General features: G+C 50.5%; 15 protein-coding genes and 1 pseudogene. 4 read left to right on the top strand and 12 right to left on the bottom strand.

Going from position 1 to position 18,566, the window contains the following annotated elements:
* The first annotated feature begins 1,342 nt into the window (after positions 1 to 1,342).
* The 3 genes and pseudogenes from M2305_RS13810 to M2305_RS13800 all read left to right on the top strand — a co-directional run.
* On the top strand, positions 1,343 to 2,476 hold the full coding sequence (locus M2305_RS13810) for an acyl-CoA dehydrogenase family protein (RefSeq protein ID WP_264649688.1): 1,134 nt from the start codon (positions 1,343 to 1,345) through the stop codon (positions 2,474 to 2,476).
* On the top strand, positions 2,473 to 3,204 hold the full coding sequence (locus tag M2305_RS13805) for a PIG-L deacetylase family protein (protein WP_264649687.1): 732 nt from the start codon (positions 2,473 to 2,475) through the stop codon (positions 3,202 to 3,204). The genes M2305_RS13810 and M2305_RS13805 overlap by 4 nt, the downstream gene beginning before the upstream one ends.
* Positions 3,201 to 3,632 (top strand): annotated as a pseudogene (locus tag M2305_RS13800) (class I SAM-dependent DNA methyltransferase); the annotation flags it as partial. The gene M2305_RS13805 and the pseudogene M2305_RS13800, both read left to right, overlap by 4 nt.
* Positions 3,633 to 3,702: 70 nt before the next feature.
* Here M2305_RS13800 and M2305_RS13795 read toward each other — a convergent pair.
* Positions 3,703 to 4,845, bottom strand: a complete 1,143-nt coding sequence (locus M2305_RS13795) for a glycosyltransferase (protein WP_264649686.1) — start codon at positions 4,843 to 4,845, stop codon at positions 3,703 to 3,705.
* Between the two features lie 277 nt (positions 4,846 to 5,122).
* On the opposite strand from M2305_RS13795, the gene M2305_RS13790 reads away from it, so the two are divergent.
* The gene (locus M2305_RS13790; RefSeq protein WP_015075063.1) at positions 5,123 to 6,202 is read left to right on the top strand and encodes an IS5 family transposase; all 1,080 of its coding nucleotides are present in this window, start codon (positions 5,123 to 5,125) and stop codon (positions 6,200 to 6,202) included.
* A 595-nt stretch (positions 6,203 to 6,797) separates the two neighbouring features.
* Here the strand turns inward: M2305_RS13790 and M2305_RS13785 are convergent.
* From M2305_RS13785 to M2305_RS13735, 11 genes are all read right to left on the bottom strand, one after another.
* The gene (locus M2305_RS13785) at positions 6,798 to 8,159 is read right to left on the bottom strand and encodes a carbohydrate porin (protein WP_264649685.1); all 1,362 of its coding nucleotides are present in this window, start codon (positions 8,157 to 8,159) and stop codon (positions 6,798 to 6,800) included.
* A gap of 85 nt (positions 8,160 to 8,244) precedes the next feature.
* Positions 8,245 to 9,171, bottom strand: a complete 927-nt coding sequence (locus tag M2305_RS13780) for a 2-hydroxyacid dehydrogenase (RefSeq protein ID WP_264649684.1) — start codon at positions 9,169 to 9,171, stop codon at positions 8,245 to 8,247.
* 26 nt (positions 9,172 to 9,197) lie between these two features.
* Positions 9,198 to 9,989 carry a 2-keto-4-pentenoate hydratase gene (locus M2305_RS13775; RefSeq protein WP_264649683.1) on the bottom strand — a complete coding sequence of 264 codons (792 nt, stop codon included), beginning with the start codon at positions 9,987 to 9,989 and terminating at the stop codon, positions 9,198 to 9,200.
* A 95-nt stretch (positions 9,990 to 10,084) separates the two neighbouring features.
* Positions 10,085 to 11,500: an MFS transporter gene (locus tag M2305_RS13770; RefSeq protein ID WP_264649682.1), complete on the bottom strand. Its 1,416-nt coding sequence runs from the start codon at positions 11,498 to 11,500 to the stop codon at positions 10,085 to 10,087.
* Positions 11,497 to 12,501: a Gfo/Idh/MocA family protein gene (locus M2305_RS13765; RefSeq protein ID WP_264649681.1), complete on the bottom strand. Its 1,005-nt coding sequence runs from the start codon at positions 12,499 to 12,501 to the stop codon at positions 11,497 to 11,499. Before M2305_RS13765 ends, M2305_RS13770 begins: the two co-directional genes overlap by 4 nt.
* A gap of 217 nt (positions 12,502 to 12,718) precedes the next feature.
* Positions 12,719 to 13,744: a LacI family DNA-binding transcriptional regulator gene (locus tag M2305_RS13760; protein ID WP_264649680.1), complete on the bottom strand. Its 1,026-nt coding sequence runs from the start codon at positions 13,742 to 13,744 to the stop codon at positions 12,719 to 12,721.
* A 116-nt stretch (positions 13,745 to 13,860) separates the two neighbouring features.
* Positions 13,861 to 14,028, bottom strand: coding sequence for a DUF2256 domain-containing protein (locus M2305_RS13755; RefSeq protein ID WP_264649679.1), 168 nt, complete (start codon positions 14,026 to 14,028; stop codon positions 13,861 to 13,863).
* Between the two features lie 1,177 nt (positions 14,029 to 15,205).
* On the bottom strand, positions 15,206 to 15,433 hold the full coding sequence (locus tag M2305_RS13750; RefSeq protein ID WP_264649678.1) for a hypothetical protein: 228 nt from the start codon (positions 15,431 to 15,433) through the stop codon (positions 15,206 to 15,208).
* Between the two features lie 83 nt (positions 15,434 to 15,516).
* Positions 15,517 to 16,011, bottom strand: coding sequence for a phosphate-starvation-inducible PsiE family protein (locus tag M2305_RS13745; protein WP_264649677.1), 495 nt, complete (start codon positions 16,009 to 16,011; stop codon positions 15,517 to 15,519).
* Between the two features lie 923 nt (positions 16,012 to 16,934).
* Positions 16,935 to 17,366 carry a GFA family protein gene (locus tag M2305_RS13740; protein WP_264649676.1) on the bottom strand — a complete coding sequence of 144 codons (432 nt, stop codon included), beginning with the start codon at positions 17,364 to 17,366 and terminating at the stop codon, positions 16,935 to 16,937.
* Between the two features lie 67 nt (positions 17,367 to 17,433).
* A complete protein-coding gene (locus M2305_RS13735) occupies positions 17,434 to 18,555 on the bottom strand; it encodes an MFS transporter (protein ID WP_264649675.1) in 1,122 nt (373 codons plus the stop codon).
* Positions 18,556 to 18,566 lie beyond the last annotated feature (11 nt).

Here is an 18,566-nt window from a genome sequence, read left to right as displayed (position 1 = left end):
ATTTAATGCACCTTGTTCCTGCAATTCTTCATGAACAATTTTTTCAAGATTTGTGCCTTTTTCCTGTAATATTGCCTCCATCCATAAAGATGCAGGATCTTTCTGTGGATCATGCCCTCTCAAGCGGTGCGAAAATTGCACAATAAAAGCAGAAGATAATGTTTCAGTATCTACCTTGGTAAGCGCTTCGAGAATTTTTGTGTTATTGTAATAAGTATCTGAAAACAAAGTGTTGGCAAGATTATCAGCCTGTTTTTGCGCTTGCAGGTTCTGGCAAACTTTACCTGCTACTCGCCGAAGATTCTCAATCAAAACCATTCTGATCTGGGTGGGAATGGCCCAAAGTTCTCTAATTAAAAGAGCTCTCTCTTCCTGATACGCACTTAAAAAATCGCATATTATTTTTGGATTAATCCGGCTATCTGTGTGAGCGACAAGAGCCCAGGCTATTTCAAAGACCCTTGGCAAACCAGAGAAAGGCCCGCTGGATAGCTCAGGAAGCTCTTTATAGTAATGCGGAGGAAGGTCGAATTTAATAGTTTGAATCTGAGTATTCATCAGATAATAATTATCAATCAACCATCCTCCAGCGGGTGTAATTTGCTCACCCCTTTCAGCGGATTTTGATAATGAAATATTTGATTCCAGAAGAAATTCAGCGTTCTCACTCAGTCGGTCTGGCAATGTATTATTGTGTTTTGGAAAATGAATGTTTCCATGACTTTCAGACAAACTGCGAGCATGCTGTAAAAGTCGATCTTCGCTAAAGAGATCAGAGCAGATAACCCTTTCATCATGAAGGCGGAACGATTTTGCGACTGCTTTTCCGAAAAAATTAGCCATCTGCGTGGTTCCTTTCGGCAGAGAGTATCCGCCATCGCTACGCTATAGAGAAATATTCTAAATCAAAAATTTAGATACATTCCGCTTTTATTTGTCATTTTCACTAATAATGAAAATTTATTTCTCATGAATAGCGAAAATCATAAATGCATCGTTATTGCCATAACGCGCTACAAGGTCGTTAGTTACCATAATAAAAAAAATTAACGATCATATTTTCTTGATCTAAACAACAACCAACTTCCAATTTCTTCGAGGAGGTTGAAATAGAAAGGATTAATGTTCGTATATGACGTTCAAAAAATCTTTAAAAAACGAGACATCAAAAATATTAACATCTTGTTCGCTAGCCTTATAGCGCTCCTGCCTTGAAAGGATATTTACGTTTTCCGATAATATTTCCATCTACTCAAAAGCGTGACCAGAGACCGTATTTGGAAGGGGATCTAGCAGCCGACATTCGACGTTCCTGTACGAAAGCGTGAAGGAATGCTTAGGCATGTCGGTTGCAGATCAGAGCGCATACGTTGAGGGGCTTGCTCTTTTTAGGGCCAGGATGCAGTGCTTATTTGAGGAATGGAAAGCCAAACCATTTTCTGCTCCAGAAAATCAGTTCCCTGTTGAGCTTCTAAATGCACTACGCACAATGGGTGCGTTTGACGCTCTTTTTTCCGTGGAAGACAATGGGCTCGGGCTTTGCCAAACATCTGAAGGAGGCCAAGTTCTTCTGACTTTACTGAGGAGAATAGGCTATCTGAGTCTTTCTCTAGGGCGATGTCTGGAAGGGCACGTGAACGTAGTCCGTCTCGTAGAATTGTACGGCACGAGATTTCAACGTCATGCCCTAAAGCTCCAACTGGAAAACGGGAATTTGGCTGGCATCTGGGTTACGGACGGGAGCTCTGCTGTCAGCATACAGAGGGAAGGGCCGAGCTACAGGCTCTCGGGGATCAAAGGTTTTGCCAGTGGCGTCAGGCAGGTTAGCGTTGCGTTGATAACCGCCATACCTGAGCACGGCGAAGCACTCATGGTTCTAGCTCCTACAACAGACCTTGAACGCCAGCGACCCGGTCCGGGGGCGCTGACTGGCATGCAGGCCAGCGGAACGGGAGCCTATGATTTTACGGGCCTTCAGATCTCACCGGATGACATTATTGGCTCATCAGGTGACTATCTGCGGCAACCTGAATTTTCTGCAGGAGCCTGGCGAGGGTCGGCGGTTGCCTTAGGCGGGATGGATCATTTGATTGATCTACTCAGGGAGGAGTTACTGGAACGCGAGCGTGCTGGTAGTCCACATCAACTCGCCCGGATAGGAGAAGCACTTATTCTTCAACAGACAGCAGCGATGTGGGTGACAGAGGCTGCTCAAGCTGCATATTCTGCGCACATGAAATCTGAAGACGTGACGTCAATCGTTAATCTGGCTCGGCTGGCTGTCGAACGGGCTGCTCTTGACCTGATCACGCTTGTTCAAAGAAGTCTTGGCCTGTCGGCCTTCATCAAGGGAAAAGCGGTAGAGCAGGTCATGAGGGACCTTGCGACTTATCTCAGGCAACCTGCGCCTGACGAAGCTCTGACGGAGGCCGCCGTATGGTTTGTCCGTCATGACTGGCCGGAGGCAGGTCTATGAATATTCGTGAAACTCTGGAAAAATTTGCAAGTTTCCCATTTGCCTCATTCGATGCCGTTGCTCCCGGCACATCACTGGTGCTGGCGCCCCATCCTGATGACGAAAGTCTTGGATGTGGGGGATTTATAGCCTCGGCAGTGGCACATGGGCGGCCGCCCATTGTTGTGATCGTTTCGGACGGCTCTGCATCTCACCCGGGCTCTCGTTTATGGCCACCCGATCGGCTGGCGCGACAGAGACAGGAAGAATGCATCCGTGCTGCAGAAATTCTGGGTCTTTCTGCTGATAGACTGATATTTATGGGCCTTAAGGATACGAGAGTTCCGGTGAAAGGAAGCCATTTTGACTCTACTGTCCGCGATTTGCTTGATCTTCTCTCTCTTCATGACTGCGAAAATCTACTGGCTCCTTGGCGGTACGACCCTCACTGCGACCATGAAGCTGTCTGGCTGATGGGCGAAACGCTAAAAGCTCTGAAGCCAGAGCTTAGAGTTCTGGCGTACCCGGTCTGGGGTTTAACACTTCCTCCTGAAACGAAGATTCCAGAAAATGCCCTTACAGGTTGGCGCCTGAATATTCGGTCTTTTTTGGAACAGAAACGACAGGCGATCCACGCGCATCGAAGTCAGAGAGGCTTGATCGTAAAAGACGATCCAAACGGTTTTATTTTACCGGAGCACTTACTGGAGAAAATGCTGCAACCCTATGAAATCTTTATCGCGTCATGAGGAAAGAGACATGGACAGCAGACGTTTTTGAAAACCTGTTTCAGCAGGTTCCTGACCCATGGAATTTTGAAAGCAGCCCGTATGAACAAAAGAAGCTTCAAAGGGTTCTACAATGTCTGCCATGTTCGCCGATTGCATTCGCTGTAGAGCTCGGATGTGCCATAGGGGTAGGCACATTGGCTCTCACGCAGCGGTGTCAACGTATCCTAGCAGTAGATGCATCGGAAACTGCGCTTACCAAGGCAAGACAGCGCTGCCAGGAATATGCACAAGTCAGCTTTATCAAAGCCTTTCTACCTAGTGCTTATCCAGTTGTTGCGGCAGCAGGCTGTGATCTCATTCTTATTTCGGAAATTCTTTATTTTTTGAGTCAGACAGACATTCAGGAACTGGCTTTTCAAACAACCACAAGCCTGAAAAAAACTGGCCATATCCTAATCGTTAACTGGACTGGAGAGACAGATACGCCCTGTACAGGAGACGAGGCAGCAAATTGTTTTATCCAGGCATGTCTTGCCCACGGTTGGGTGCCTGATCTGAGTGAGCGAGGTGAGGGATATCGAATTGATCGATTGAGTCACTTAAGCAATCACGATGAGAACGATGTATCATTTTTCTAAGATGATCTAGCACCCGTTGGGCTCGTTTATGATGCTTTTCCAAGTCATCACGGCGCACGCGCATTTGAGAGAATTCCATGCAGGTGTCTTCAAAAGGAACGAGTTGATTTGCGTGCTTACGCAGACGTCGCATACGAAGTAACCTTCGGGAAACAGGCTCGAAAATATCATCTATATATTCGTCCTGTACGTGTAATCTGCGTGCCAGCGTTTCGGCCATCCCTCCTTGTGCCCGACCGACCAAACGAGCGGACACATACACCTTAACGTCCGGTGCGTGACGAACACGAATTCCGTTTTCTCGAAGTACTTGATAGAACGCACGGTCTTCCGACGTTGGTATGGCAGGCATTCCACCAACCTTACTCCAGGCCTGATAAGTCACCGCGATACTGGCGCCGGAATGTTCGGTATGCCGGGGCAAGGGATCATGGGGTTCCGGATAGAGCAGCAATGCGATTTGATCGAGAAGAGCCCCGTAAGCCTGTTCTGCTCTTTCATCTTTATGCAAATTGAATGGGATTTTCCTGGCTTCTTCGGGGAGGAGAAGAGCCCTGCCAAACACGGCTTCAACAGGATAATGCGTAAAAGCGTTTAGGGTACGACTTAACCAGTCCTCAGCAGCTTCACTGTCAGCATCAGTGGTCACTAATAGGGCATCAGAAGATGCATACTGAGCCGCATGGGCCATTGCATCCCTTCTTGCCAAGCCTGCGCTTGCCAATGCCGGGTCGTAGATAACTCTGACGATCTCCAGTTCGAACGGTAATGTGTTCGTTAGCGATTCTACTCGCTCATGTGTTTTATCAGTAGTGTTATTGATCCAGACTACAACTTTGTCAGGCTGTGTCTCTTGTCTCGCGAGAGCTAAAAGACACGGGACAATATGCTCTTCTTCATTGCGCACTGGAATAGCAACCAGTATCTGCTTTTTTATAAATTCATGTTTTCTTTTATCTAGACCGGTATTTTCCACGATATTGTTGTGTCCAATCGAAGAAAATGACTTGATCTGTCCCATAGGTTTACTCGTCGTCCCGGCCTAAACATCCAGATCTTAATTTGTTGGATTTTCAGGTGCATCAGGAAGGACTGGAGGCTGATCAGGCTTAGGATCTGGAGAGCCTTTTTCAGGCGCATACCTTTTACCGGGATTTTCCTCTTCCGGGGGCTCATCCGTGATCGGGCTTTTGTCAGGATACGGGTCAAAAGGCTCACGTGGAGGGTTCGAAAAACCCTTGGCTCTGAGCTGTTCTGTGTGATTCCATTTCTTCGGCGTTGATTGGGGATGGTGGAAGATGAAGCAGCCTGGTTTCTTTGATGTTGAAGAGCGCCTTGCTCGGCTGAGCGGGCTTGGCGATCAGCTGGAGGCCTTTTCCCGGACTGTGGATTTTGAGGTGTTCCGCCCTGATCTGGAGCTGGCTCTGGCCTATTCAGACGGAAGTAAAGGCGGACGTCCGCCGTTTGATCCGGTGCTGATGTTCAAAATTCTGGTCATCCAGACGTTGAACACTTTGTCTGATGAACGGACAGAGTATCTGATCAACGACCGCCTGTCGTTCATGCGCTTTCTGGGATTGGGGCTGTCGGACCGCGTGCCGGATGCCAAAACGGTCTGGCTGTTTCGTGAGCGTTTGACACAGGCGGGTGCCATTGAAAGGCTGTTTGACCGATTTGACGCGACCCTGCGGAACGCCGGTTATCTCCCGATGTCCGGCCAGATCCTGGATGCAACACTGGTGGCTGCTCCAAAGCAGCGCAATACGAAGGCTGAGAAAGCGGATCTCCGGGCAGGACGTATTCCAGAAGACTGGCAGGACAAGCCCGCAAAGATGTCGCATAAGGATCGTCATGCACGATGGACACTTAAGTTCACGAAGGCGAAGCGGCAGGACGATGGAACCATACCGTCGAGCGATCTCGCCATCCCGTTCTTTGGCTACAAATCCCACGTCTCCATCGACCGGAAGTTTCGGTTCATCCGAAAATGGAAGACGACGGATGCCGCCGCCAGTGATGGTGCGCGATTGAGAGAGGGGCTGTTAGATAAAACCAATACGGCCTCAAGCGTTTGGGCTGATACAGCTTATCGCTCGAAAGCGAATGAGGACTTCATGGACAAAGAGGGTTTTGTCTCAAAGGTTCACAGAAAAAAGCCGCATCTCAAGCCTATGCCCCGACATATCCAGAAATCGAATGCTGGAAAGTCCGTGATCCGATCGCGCGTCGAGCACGTCTTTGCCGACCAGAAATCACAGACGGGATTGTTCATCCGAACTGTCGGTATCACCCGGGCCACCATGAGGATCGGGCTGGCCAATATCGTCTACAACATGCGCCGCTTCCTCTTCCTCGAAAGATTGAACGCGAGCGCATAGTCATCCAGCGGGAGAGCAGTCCCCGATCTGCTCAAAACGCAGATCAAAAGCTCCCCCAAAAACCGTCAATCAAATCGCCAAAAGCCTGAAATCACGAGCCAGGCGCATCAACCAACGGTTCTTCGATCCCTCCACGTTCATCAGGCGAGCCAGGAGCTTTTGTCGGATTTTTTGGGAGCGTACTGCTAAGGAAAGACATGATAGCCTCCATTGATAAGACCATTAAATGGATAGCTAGGCAGGAAGTTCAGATCACTTAAAAAAGACTGAGAGAATTTAACTGGGGATATTATTCTGTAGTATTTTTACGTTCAATAAATTGTTCTGTTTATTATTAAAACACCTGATAATTTAAAAGTATCGCACAATAAATGGTTTATTATAATTTATTTAAAAAATTTAATCTAATTATAAGAGATTTTTAATTAGAGTAAAAAATCTAAGATAATCTAATTGTTAATATAATATATCTCTTGATATTACATCTATTTATATGTGTACATTCATGGTTCAGCATAAAAATTAGGATTGTTGGTAAATATATATGTATTATAAAATGACTTCCTGAAGGATATAATAAATTATAATATTTATACTAAAGAACAGCATGTATCTTTAACCCTACAGCATCGACAGTCGGTTTGTTCTTCTGAAGATTTGTCCGCCAGATACGCTGATAATCAGGTTGGATGGAGAGACCTCGGAATGCATGGATGTTGTAAGTGACCTCCAGGGTCGTGATATGGCTTTGAGGGTAGGTCGTGTTTCCGGGAAGAGACAGTCCCTGACGATAGCGTATCCACTGCGAAGCAACCAGTTCCGGGCTTGCCATCGTTTCAGACCACTCAACGCCGAATGTATCCTGCGGACGGGTGGAAATTGGCCCGCGATCTACGAGCCCTGCATAGATCTGATAGGTGTAAGGGCTGTTTTTTCCATCGCTTTTAGCGAACCCGGCGAGTGCGTAGAGACCGTGTAACGGGCCGCTTCCATTACGGATCAGCATCTGGTCAGCCTGAAGCCATATCTGCGTTTTTCCATTCGTCCAGCGGTAAGGGAGACCGGTGGCAGCAGCAGCATTGCCATTATTGTCGTAATAGACATCCCTGTATTGAGAAGAATCATAAGCGAAGCCAAATTTATAATGGCCAACAAGATTGTTTTTTCCAAAATGAGGGATGAGGCCAATTTCAACAGGAGTATAGACGCCCGTATAGAGGCCTGTACCCATTTCAAAACCAGTCCGATCATACTGGTTCGTATTCAGGTATGGATTGACGCCATAAAGACCCGCTTGGATATAGAGACCGTGGAGCGGCCAGTAACGAACTCTGGCGGCCCAGGTTGATCCTGGATATGTCGCATATCCCGCTGCCCCCCGGGTCAGAGATTTCGGAATTCCGCAATTTGATTTGTTCATAAACGTGCAGAACAAGGGTGAATTGGCAAAATCAATATTCACGGGCATTTTGCCAACCGCAATCTGAATGCGTTTTTTATACAGATCCTGAGTTCCATACACATAGACCAGATGAACGCCGACATTGCCGCCACCGCCGAAAATTTCCTGAAACCCATTCAAAGAGTGATCGCCCAGATCTGCTGCGAGGTTATGGCCCGCGCGGTTAACGAAAACCGCATGGGTAATAAATCCTTTCCAGCCAATAATTTTTTCCCAATCCAGATCAAGCTCCACACCGATCTGATGGGCATACCCAGCGTCTCCGCCATGCCCTGCATTTAAGGCGATGGCGCTTTCGCTGGTATAGTCTACGACAATACCGATCCCTTTCGTGTTCAGCTTTTTGATCAGCCTATCCCAGGGAAGGAGCATGTTCTCTACCGGAGGCGTGAAAGGGGTGTTGTCGTAGCCGGTCGGCGTATCGAGGGCGAAGAGAGGAGCCGTTGCGGAGACCGGCCCTCGGTATTGTGCCTCTGCTTTGAAGGAAAAAAACACGGCGCATGAGAAAACGCATGCCAGAAAGATTTTTGTAGTGGGACATAGAGAGCGCGGCATCGAAGTGCTCCAGACTGAAGCAGTTTCAAATCACGGGGGTCAGTAGCGGGGCACCGCAGAAATGTGCCGCAAGGTTGGCCGTGACCAACTGGCCCATCTGTCGGCGTGTTTCTACGGTTGCGCTGGCACGATGTGGCTGAAGAACGACATTGCTCATGCCATAGAGGGCAGCCGGAACACTGGGCTCGTTCTCGAAAACATCAAGCGCGGCCTTACCGAGTTTGCCATCTTGCAACAGGCTTACCATGATCTGTTCATCCACCACGCTTCCGCGGGAAATATTGACCAGCAGCCCGTCCGGCCCCAGGGCTTCCATGATGTCCCGGTTTACAAGGTGCCGGGATTGAGGCCCTCCCGATGCCGCGACGACAAGGATATCGCTCTGTTTCGCCAGTGCGGTCAGGCTGGGAATGAACGGGATATCAGGAAGTTCAAGATTGGTACGGCTGAAATAGGAAACGGGCATGTCAAAGCCATGCGCGCGTCGGCTGATGGCCTGTCCGACTTTTCCCATCCCAAAAATTCCGAGTTTCTTGCCGGTGACCTTGTGGGCCAAGGGGAGGAAGCCCGTGCCCCACTGACCGTTGCGGACAAAACTGTCTCCCGGAAGCAGGTCGCGCGTTGCCGCGAGAATGAGAGCCATGGCGAGATCTGCCACGTCATCTGTCAGGACGTTCTGCGTTGTCGTAACGCTAATACCACGGTGGCTGGCCTGAACGAGATCGACGGCATCAGTCCCAATTCCATTGATGGAAATGATCTCCAGGTTAGGAAGGGCTGTCATGATGTGGGAAGGGACACCGCTTCCGCCGCCGGTGACGATACCCCGAATGCGCGGTGCGATGTCCGTCAATACCAGTGTTTCATTATAACGGTGAACAACATACGCGGCGTCCAGTACCTGCTCGACTTCAGGCATCATGGGCTCGATAAGAAGAATTTCCGGTTTCATGATCAGATAACCTTACACAGCCTGTTTTATGGAAGAACGACGGAGACGGGGGCCAGAGATCCGATTTCGACTTTTGCGGTCGTACCAGCGGGTACGAATTTCGTGCCGGTCATGGATCCGGTGGTGACAACGGTTCCGGCTTCCAGTGGAAAGCCTCGCTTCGCAGCATGATTGGCCAGCCAGACAAGAAGACGGATTGGATCTCCAGCGGAGTTCCCTCCGGCATGTTCAATGGCAATCTGGTCATCAAGGACAAGCTTGACCTGTTCGGTTACAGGTGTGAGCTGCTGCCACATTGAAATTCCGGGTCCGTAAATCAGGGCGCCGTGATTGCCCTGATCGGCCAGATGCACCAGTCCGTCCTGGGAGCCTGCCTTGCAGAAGCGGGTGTCAAATATTTCGATAGCGGCATGAGCACTGCCGATTGCGTCGCAAACTTCGGCCTGCGTCCAGAGGGTTTCCCGAAAGGGGAGGTCTTTCCGGAAAATATAAACAATCTCCGCCTCAACACCGTAAAGGCGGCAGAGACCTTCCGGGAGCTTGGTATCTCCGGAAAACAGGGTGGCCTGATGCAGGGGCGCGCAGAATGGCTCGCTTTCTGGCGTCGGAGCTCCGACTTTCCAACCCTTGATGGGGCCGAGAGAAGCCGTCAGAGCTTGTGCGACCTGAACCTGAACAGAATATGCTTCTTTGGCGTCACGGATCTTGATTGTATCGGGAAGGCTATTCAGGCAGGTTTTACTTTTTCTGGCAGCAAGAAAGATCTCTGCAGACTGTGTTAGTGTGGCGTTGGGAGAAAGAGATACTGTATCGTTCATGATAAACCTCGAGCATAGAGAGGCCGTCATGCGTCCGGAGCACGGGCGCATTTGGAATGAGCTGAAGAAAGTGACGTGTGTTTTAGGGGAGGCCCTTAGAAGACATCATCCTGTGACATGAGATCACGGCCTCTGGGTTCAGGAATGAAGAACGTGGCTGTAATGGCCAGACAGGCGAGGAAGACCACGTAAGTTGCCAGCGGAATCCAGGCAAACTTACCGCTGCTGACACCGCCAATATTGAACCGTGCAAACATGGTGATGAGAAACTGACCAACCATGGGAGAGACACCTCCGGCAATGACGGAAGAGAATTCACGAGTAAAGGATACCGCTGTGTAGCGATGGCGAACACCGAACATCTCAGGAAGAAAGGCGCCCTGCGTTCCGAACATTCCCCACGTCGCAATACCAAGAGCGAAGGAAAGCGCGATCATGGAGAGAACTGGATTTCCCTGGCTAAAGACGTACCAGACGGGAATGGCGCTTACGGCCTGAAGGATGGCAAATCCACGGTAAACCTTTACCCGGCCATATTTGTCACTGAGCCATCCTGCGCCCGGAATGGTGATTGCACCCACCAGCGCTGCTCCGATCAGAGCCAGCGTGCCCCATTTGCTGCTCATGCCAACCGTATGAACCAGATAGCTGATAGACAGCACCTGATAGATGGAAGAGCCACCGTTTTCCGCCATCCGAAGCCCCAGCCCCGCAGTGATCGGACGCCATGAGCCGGTCAGTGTCTGGCGCAGGGGCATGACTTCTTCATGCTTTTCTTCCTCACGCAGCTTGGCGAAAGCGGGTGATTCCTTGAGGCGCAGCCGCATGTACAGTGCAATGACAAGGAGGACGGCACTGCCGAGAAAGGGTACGCGCCAGAGCCAGGTGTCAGCAATGTTCGCAACGCCTGTCATCATCCCGAAATAGATCAGGCCCGCAGCTACTGTTCCCATCTGGATACCCAGAAACGGGAGTGCTGCAAAGTATCCCCGGCGTTCACGCGGGGCGGACTCCGTCATCATGACCGCCGCACCGGCCTGTTCTGCTCCCGCACCGAAGCCTTGCAGCATGCGCATGAAGACAAGCAGGAGAGGGGCGGCGATACCGATGGTAGAGTAGGACGGAATAAACCCTATGGCGGAGCTGGCCAGACCCATAAGGGTGACCGTCATCAACAGGACCTTTTTGCGGCCATGCCGGTCACCGAGGCGGCCGAAGAAAATTCCGCCGATAGGTCGCACTGCAAAGCCTATAAAATAGGTCGCAAAGCTCGCAATCAGGCCCATGCCCGGGATGGTGCTGGGGAAGAAAAGCGGACCAAACACGAGAGCTGACGCGAGGCTGTAGAGTGCGAAGTCGTAGTACTCCATCGCGCTTCCAACCGAGCATGTCCAGGCCGCGCGGCGAAGTTCTTCTGTGGTCATTTCGGGGCGCTCAGAGAGCACGTCGTTCGAAACCGTGGCGTGTTCCTGATCGAGGGAGGAATAGCTTGTCATTGTTGTTGCAATCATGACTGCGACACCTTGACCTGATGACCAGACTGGACTGATTCTTTCAGGGCCAGAGCGATCTTGAGTGAAGCTACACCGTCTTCGCCGGTTGCTGCCGGAGAACCATGCCCGGCAACGCTGTCACAGAAGTGTCGGACACTGTAGCGGTAAAGATTGTGGTGTTCGATGGAGATGGGACGTTCTCCGTCACCATCTCGCAAGGACAGACTGCCGATCGGCTTCTGGCTCATGCAGTCCCGAGCGATCAACGCCGCGTTTTCACCATAGAGTTCGACGCCTCCGGGCGCATAAGGCACGGCATATGACCCGTGGATCTGTACGAGAACATCTCCGGGAAAGCGCATGACAGCCATCAGGCCGTCTTCAATCCCTGCGACACTCCGTCGACCACTTTGCGTCATGGCAAACACATCAATGGGGTCAGCTCCCAGCAGGAAGCGCAGGGTATCAATGTCATGGATTGTACTATCCAGAATGAGGCCACCCGCTGCGTCATTTAGGCGCCAGCCTTCAACCGCTTTTGCCAGAAAATTGGCATGGAAGACGCGGACGGTATTCAGTTCGCCGATAGCGTTGGTCTTCAGGTGATGTCGGAGCGCGATATGGACGGCCGAGCATCTTAGATGATGGTTCGTACCCAGAATAATACCAGATTCATGGCAGACCCGGACCATTTCCTCTGCGTCTGTCAGGGAGAGAGCCAGTGGCTTCTCGCAGAGAACATGTTTGCCTGCTCGGGCTGCGGCCAGAACCTGATCTCTATGAAGCTCATTACGGCTGCTGACATACACAACGTGTACGGACGGGTCCTGAAGAACGTCCTCAAGCTCCGACGTACTGTTGGGAATATCGTGAGCCGTGGCAAATTCTTGCCCACGTTTTGCGTCCCGACTGAAAACAGTCCGGAGTGACGCATCCGGCTGTGAACGGATTGCATCGATCATCCACTCTCGGGCGACGTTACTGGCCCCGATCAGAGCCCAACCGATAGGCGTTTTCATTCTTCCTCCTTTGACCCTGCGACCACAGAGGCGAGTTAAAGGCAAAAATTAGATCGATCTAAAAGATCGCAGTTGCATATCTCAACGTTATTTCCGAGAGAAAGTCACGCAAGTTTAGTGATAGAAATATAAAAGATGTGTGATTTATTGGCAGTATATCACGAAACACGTGATAATCATGTCAGGGAAGGGAAAGCGCTAGCCTATCCGAGGGGTATTATGAGGTGCGCGTTTCAGAGCTGGCCCGTATAACCAAACTTGCGGGAAGAATGATCCGTTCTGTAGGTCGGTCTGGTGCTTCCAAGCGCTTTTGCAGCAGGGTAGCCGCAGCCTGCCCAATCATGCGCGGGTTCGTCGCAATCGTCGTTAAAGGAGGATAGGCTGCCGCAGCCTGCGGTAAATCATCCATCCCTATAACGGCAAAATCATCACCAAGTGTATAGCCGCGGCGTTGAAGGTGGCTCATGAGTGCCAGAGCCATAATATCATTATAACAGATCGCGGAATCTGGCGGATTGGATCCTAGAAGAAACCGGTCGAGTTCAGCCTCATCGTAGGTATTACCCCATTTGCCAGCGACCACCATATCGTCAGGTAATTGATGAAGCGCCATAGCTCTATGGAAGCCATCCAGTCGGGCCACGGCAGCGGAATGGACGGACATTCCTCCCACGAACATGATTTTCTGCCGACCGGTTTCGACGAGATGTTTTACGGCTTTTTCGATACCTGAAGCGTAGTCAGCCGCAACATAGTCGCCTGAACCGTAAGGAACATGGCGCAGAACCTGAACATAGGGCAGGCTTAGACGTTGGAGATCTTCCAACAACGTGTCGTTACTCCCTATTGCAGGGCAGATAATCACGCCATCAACGTTATGTTCTCTCAGTCGCTGGATCTGACGCGCCTGGCGTTCAGGTGACTCAACACTGTTCGCGATGAAGCAGACAACATCATTGGCATCGTTAACGTCATCGACACCGGCTGTCAGTTCACTAAAGAAGGGGTTAGCGATGTTGGAAAGAACAAGACCGATCGTATGCGTTCGGCTTTGACGCAGATTGGCTGCACCACGATTGTAGATATAACCGAGTTGTTTCATTGCTTCCAAAACGCGTTCACGCGTTGGGGGGGCAATAAGCGGGCTACCTCGCACCACGAGTGATGCCGTCGCCCTAGAAACGCCAGCAGCTCGTGCGACATCTAGAAGATTGACAGGCTGAGGTGCTGGACTTTTTTTCATATCGCGAAATTACAATACACAAACAGGCCTCAATAAGATCCATATTTTTATGAACTGGGCCTGTTTGATCAGAATTTGTCTCTTTCAGACACCCGCCATAAATTGACGGCTGAAAATCAAGATTTTCTCGCTTCCCTACAGCCCTCAGAACAGTATCGCACCTGGCCCCAAGTCTTCGCCCACTTTTTGCGCCAACTGAATGGCCGATCACAGACTGGACAGACTTTCACGGGAAGGCTTTGCTTGGCAGGCCCGCGTTCGATTTTTCCTTTACCGCGCGACATCACAACCGACGCCTTGTCTTCTTCATCCTGAGGATAATTGTTATAAAAATCGGCATCCCGAAAATTAGGGCTTTCCCCGCAAATCCGTGAGGACCACTCGCAGCCAAGATACCGAACATCGCAAGGAAAACTGCAAAACCAATCGCGACAGTGTATTTATTCATGATTAGTTTCCGCTGCACATTAAGAAAATACCCCGCCCTGGACCCGCTATTTTCTCAAATCCTCAGTCCCATTTCTACAGTTCTCGATGTGCTCGCGCTCACACTTTTCTTCGTCAGGGGTGTCTACGCTGTGTGTCGCATACCAACTTTCTGGAAGCAGCTCCGAGGCATCACTTTGCTCTGGTTTAGAGTGCCCAAGGCTGCCCGAATGGCCTCCGTGATAGAAATGTCCGCCAGAACCATGAGATGGCTCGTGAGCCTCCGAATGACCACTTGAGTGGTGGCCACCGCCATGACCGCTGTGTCCACCATGACCTCCGCGAGCCAAAGCCCCGCCTGCGCAGCATAAAAGGGTGAGTGCAGAAAAAACCATTTGCAGCATCGCCTTACCCAGCCACACCTCGTTCTCCTTCGGACACATCATAGAGCCATGTTACAGGCCCATCGAACCACATATTTATGCCAGCGCCCATACCGTCCCGATTTTTATGGATCAGGACTGCATCCTTATCCTACGAACAGCCTAGAACTCTACCGCACTCCTCTACATAGACTGGTCCATTTTGGCTAAAGAAGAGCCGATAGCCCGCAATGACTGGGACATTCGGTTCGCGGACCGCGTGTTGGCCCAGACAGCTATTTAATAAATCCTCAGATCTTCCCAGTCATCCATGACAAGAGAGATCTTTCGTGCGGCCGGACTATCAGAAATGATGCGTTCCAACGCTGTCCTGCTGACGAGCAACTGCACGAGCTTGGTTAAGTGTGGTGTTTGGACCTCAATCATATGCAGCTCGAGACTTTCATATCTTCTCGGACTGCTAAAAAAATCTCCATGCGCGGTTTAATCAGCCTCACTTAGTAGGAGTGGCATGGCGTCGCCCATCACTACGTTAGATTTTCAGTTGAACGCCTCCACACCATTTCCAGTAACCTTGGCCTCCACCAATCGCAGCGACGCAAGAGCCATAAGCAGGATAGGAGAGTGGTGTGAGGGAAGAGAAAGGTTGGAGCTAGCTTATCTGGCTTTGAAATTCGCCTAGCCTAATTGCTGGGTTTGGAGAAAAATCAATACTCGTCAGGCCATCCGGATCGATAGATTGCTCATCTACGATGGCCTTGAATGACAAAATTGGGGCGCCGGAAATTTTTTTAATTCCGGCTAATGTTCCCCAACGACGAGACTGTGTCCACTCGTCCCTCTGCCCATCATAAGTTCTAAAACGATATACTTCGATCATAGTGAACCTCCGATATGAGGTTACGCTTTCCGCTGGAGATAGTCATAAAAAATCGTCCGGGAAGGTAGCACTCTGTACCATTTTTAGTGATCTGCATCGGCGCTAGAAAGTAGGCCTCCCGAACCATCGACTAATGGTTGTGTAATTTTCCCGCGTACCAACCAATAGACGATACCCAAAGCCAGCACCGCACCCGAAAGGGCTGCCATCTCCTGTACGTTGACGCCATTCAGATCCAGCACGATAAATTTTCGAACTGTCGCCATCATTCCAATGAGCAGCACTGATCGCATACGGGCCATGCTGTGCGCCTGACCACCGGGCATCACCAAGATTGAGTGTTTGAACTCCAACGCAATCAGCACTGTGAAAAACATGCCAAAGAGCGCTTGGAGCAAAACTGGGTCTGTTGGGTCCAGCCCTGTACTCAACACCATACGGACCACAGCCACGACAACGTGTAATAGGCCCACGCAGGCCACAATAGTAATGCACAAAGTCAGTATGAGCATGGCCGCTTCTTCGAACAGGTCGAAAGCACGTGCCAGTTTGAGAAAACCAGGAATATTCTTGATCATAACCGGCAACACATCTCCGTGATTGGTAGGGGATCGTACTGTCAGATAATGATTTCGAGAAGGGTGCTGTTCACACTAAAAGATGTTGCCATTGGCCTGCTGTTACATTGAGACTGATAGTCAAATCTCAACGGAACCGAGGAAGATGGTATGATTTGGGATACAATAATTTTAGCAGTGCTGCTATCAGGGATCATCTACTATGGATGCATCCTATACTCAGCGGTTGAATGTGCTCGGCGAAAGAACAGGAATATACCGTTCTGGTTTGTGGCATCCTTGATATTCCCTATCTCGCTTCTGGCTGTCGAATTCTTGAAACCACTCCCAAGTGAGAACGGAGTCATTGCCAAGTTAGAGCCAAAGATCATCGAATATTTTGGTATGTTTTTCGCTACCATAACGATCTTTGGAGGGGTTCAAGGCATTTCCGGACACTGATGATCCCAATGCTCATATTGCGCGCGCCAATCGTCTATGGACACGCAGATTTCCCATCTTCCAAAAACAGATCAGAAAGAAGGCTCCATTTTTGGGCGGTACTACCAGTGATAAAAAATTAAGACGAAGTACCCACACCTCTATATACCAAGTAATATAATGCCATTGAAATTGAACACTGGAGCGGATCTAAGTGCGAATTTGGTGTTCTTCCTTTCGACATTGTCAGCAACATTGGGAAGCCAAAATTTCAACCCATTTTTCCTGATGAAGGGAAGGTTCCGCAATGATGATAGCGGGGTTTTTCTGAATGCCTCACTGATTGCGCCAGAGATAACTGGGGTGCGATAGAACAGTAGGGATTTCAAGCACAAACGCTGTTGCTATCAGGAGCTTGCGCAGTAGCCGCCACGTCAATGGCTATGATTGCATTCGAAATAACGGACAGAAAATTCAGGGTCTTCATTCAAATCTGGAAAATTTCAACGCTCTGAGGGGCTTTCAAACCGCAGAGTACCCGCCAGTCGCGGCAACGTTCCAGTATCATTCGGATGATTAATGCCGTCCGTAACCGGTACTTCTGGAAAATCAAAAGGACTGACCCCATCAAGACAGGCCACATTTACGGCATGTCGGCTCGGATCAGAGCGACGCTGATGATGCGTGTGTATGCCGCAGCGGGAGCAAAAAAAGTGCTGTGCTGTCCCGGTATTGAATCGATAGCTCGTCAGCACATCCTTACCCTGAAGAATTTTTATTCCATCGAGTGCTGTCATTGCGACGACCGAACCTCGCATTCGGCAGTAAGAGCAGTTGCAGCGACGAACTGATTTGAAGCCGTCGCTAAGGCTAACTTCAAAGCGTACCGCACCACAGTGGCAGCTACCTGTCCGACTATTTGTGATTCCTGTCATGATTTCTTCCTATGGAACATAAATAATACAAGTCCCCGGTATTGGTTGTCGTCTGCTCTGGGCGACCTCACGCTGCTTTCATGGAGGAACCCAGTCGAAGGACCATTGGTACGATGAGCAGGGCGGTCGCGGCCGTTGCAAGCTGGCCTGTGGTTCGGCCAACATGATCAGCGAGAATGCCGTAGGCAATCGGTGCCAGTCCGCCCGCGCCAATCACTCCCGTATAGAACACAGCGAAGGCGCGACTAGTGTTACCGCCGGGTGCGAGTTCAGGCACCGTTCCGTAAAGGACGGAGGACGTACCGTTCAGGACAATCCCAAGCAGGGGAAGAAGCACCAGTGTTCCTGACAGCGGCGTAAACAGCGTGGCGATGATCAGCAGTGATGTTGCCGTTTCCGTTGCGACGACACTTCTGACAATACCAAGATGGTCGCCCAGCCACCCGCATGTTGCTTTTCCCAATGCCCCTCCGGCAAAGAGGAGTGCCAGGGCAATTCCGACCGTCGCCGATGAACCACCCCGACTATGAATGAGAAAGGGCAGAAACAGCAGATATCCCATCCGTGTCGCTGTATCGAAAGCCCCTATTGCCAGCAACCACGTAAAACCAGCGTGCCCGCCGGGAGGCGCTTGATCCAGGGATAATGCCGCACTAGGCGTAATTTTCCGGGGTGTAAGCTCAATCAGCACAAGGGACAGGGCCAGCCCTAGCAAGGCAAGGGTACCTGTTATCGGGCGCCAGGCGAACACGGGCAGCAGAAGCGCAATGAGAGCTGGCAGGATCGCTTTTCCCAAATCGCCAGAGAAATTATAGAGACTGAGTGGGCGTCGTGCCGCATCGCCATAGCACTCGGTGATTAGTTGTGATGCACGTGGGTGCTGGATACTCGACCCAATTCCAGCGAGGACAAGGCCACAGCACAATCCGACAAAACCCATCGGAACAGCCATAATCGCCAGACCAGTTGCTGCGATCACTGTGGACAGGACCAACGTGTTACGCGGCGAAATGCCACTCAGCAGGCGATCAGCAGGGACCTGGAGGCCGCCCATCGTGCCGAAATAGAGGGCACGTACGATCGCAAGCCCGGCATAGGACAGACCGAATTGCGATTGCCAGATCGGAAGGAAGGCATAAAGCCCGTCTGTATAGCCATCGTGCAATGCGTGAGCGAGGCACGCTGCCATCAGTCCTCGCC

This window comes from Gluconobacter cerinus (assembly GCF_025961355.1).
Taxonomy (GTDB): Bacteria; Pseudomonadota; Alphaproteobacteria; order Acetobacterales; family Acetobacteraceae; genus Gluconobacter; species Gluconobacter cerinus.
Note: the sequence above shows the minus strand (reverse complement) of the source record. Positions and strands in the feature narration are given on the sequence as shown.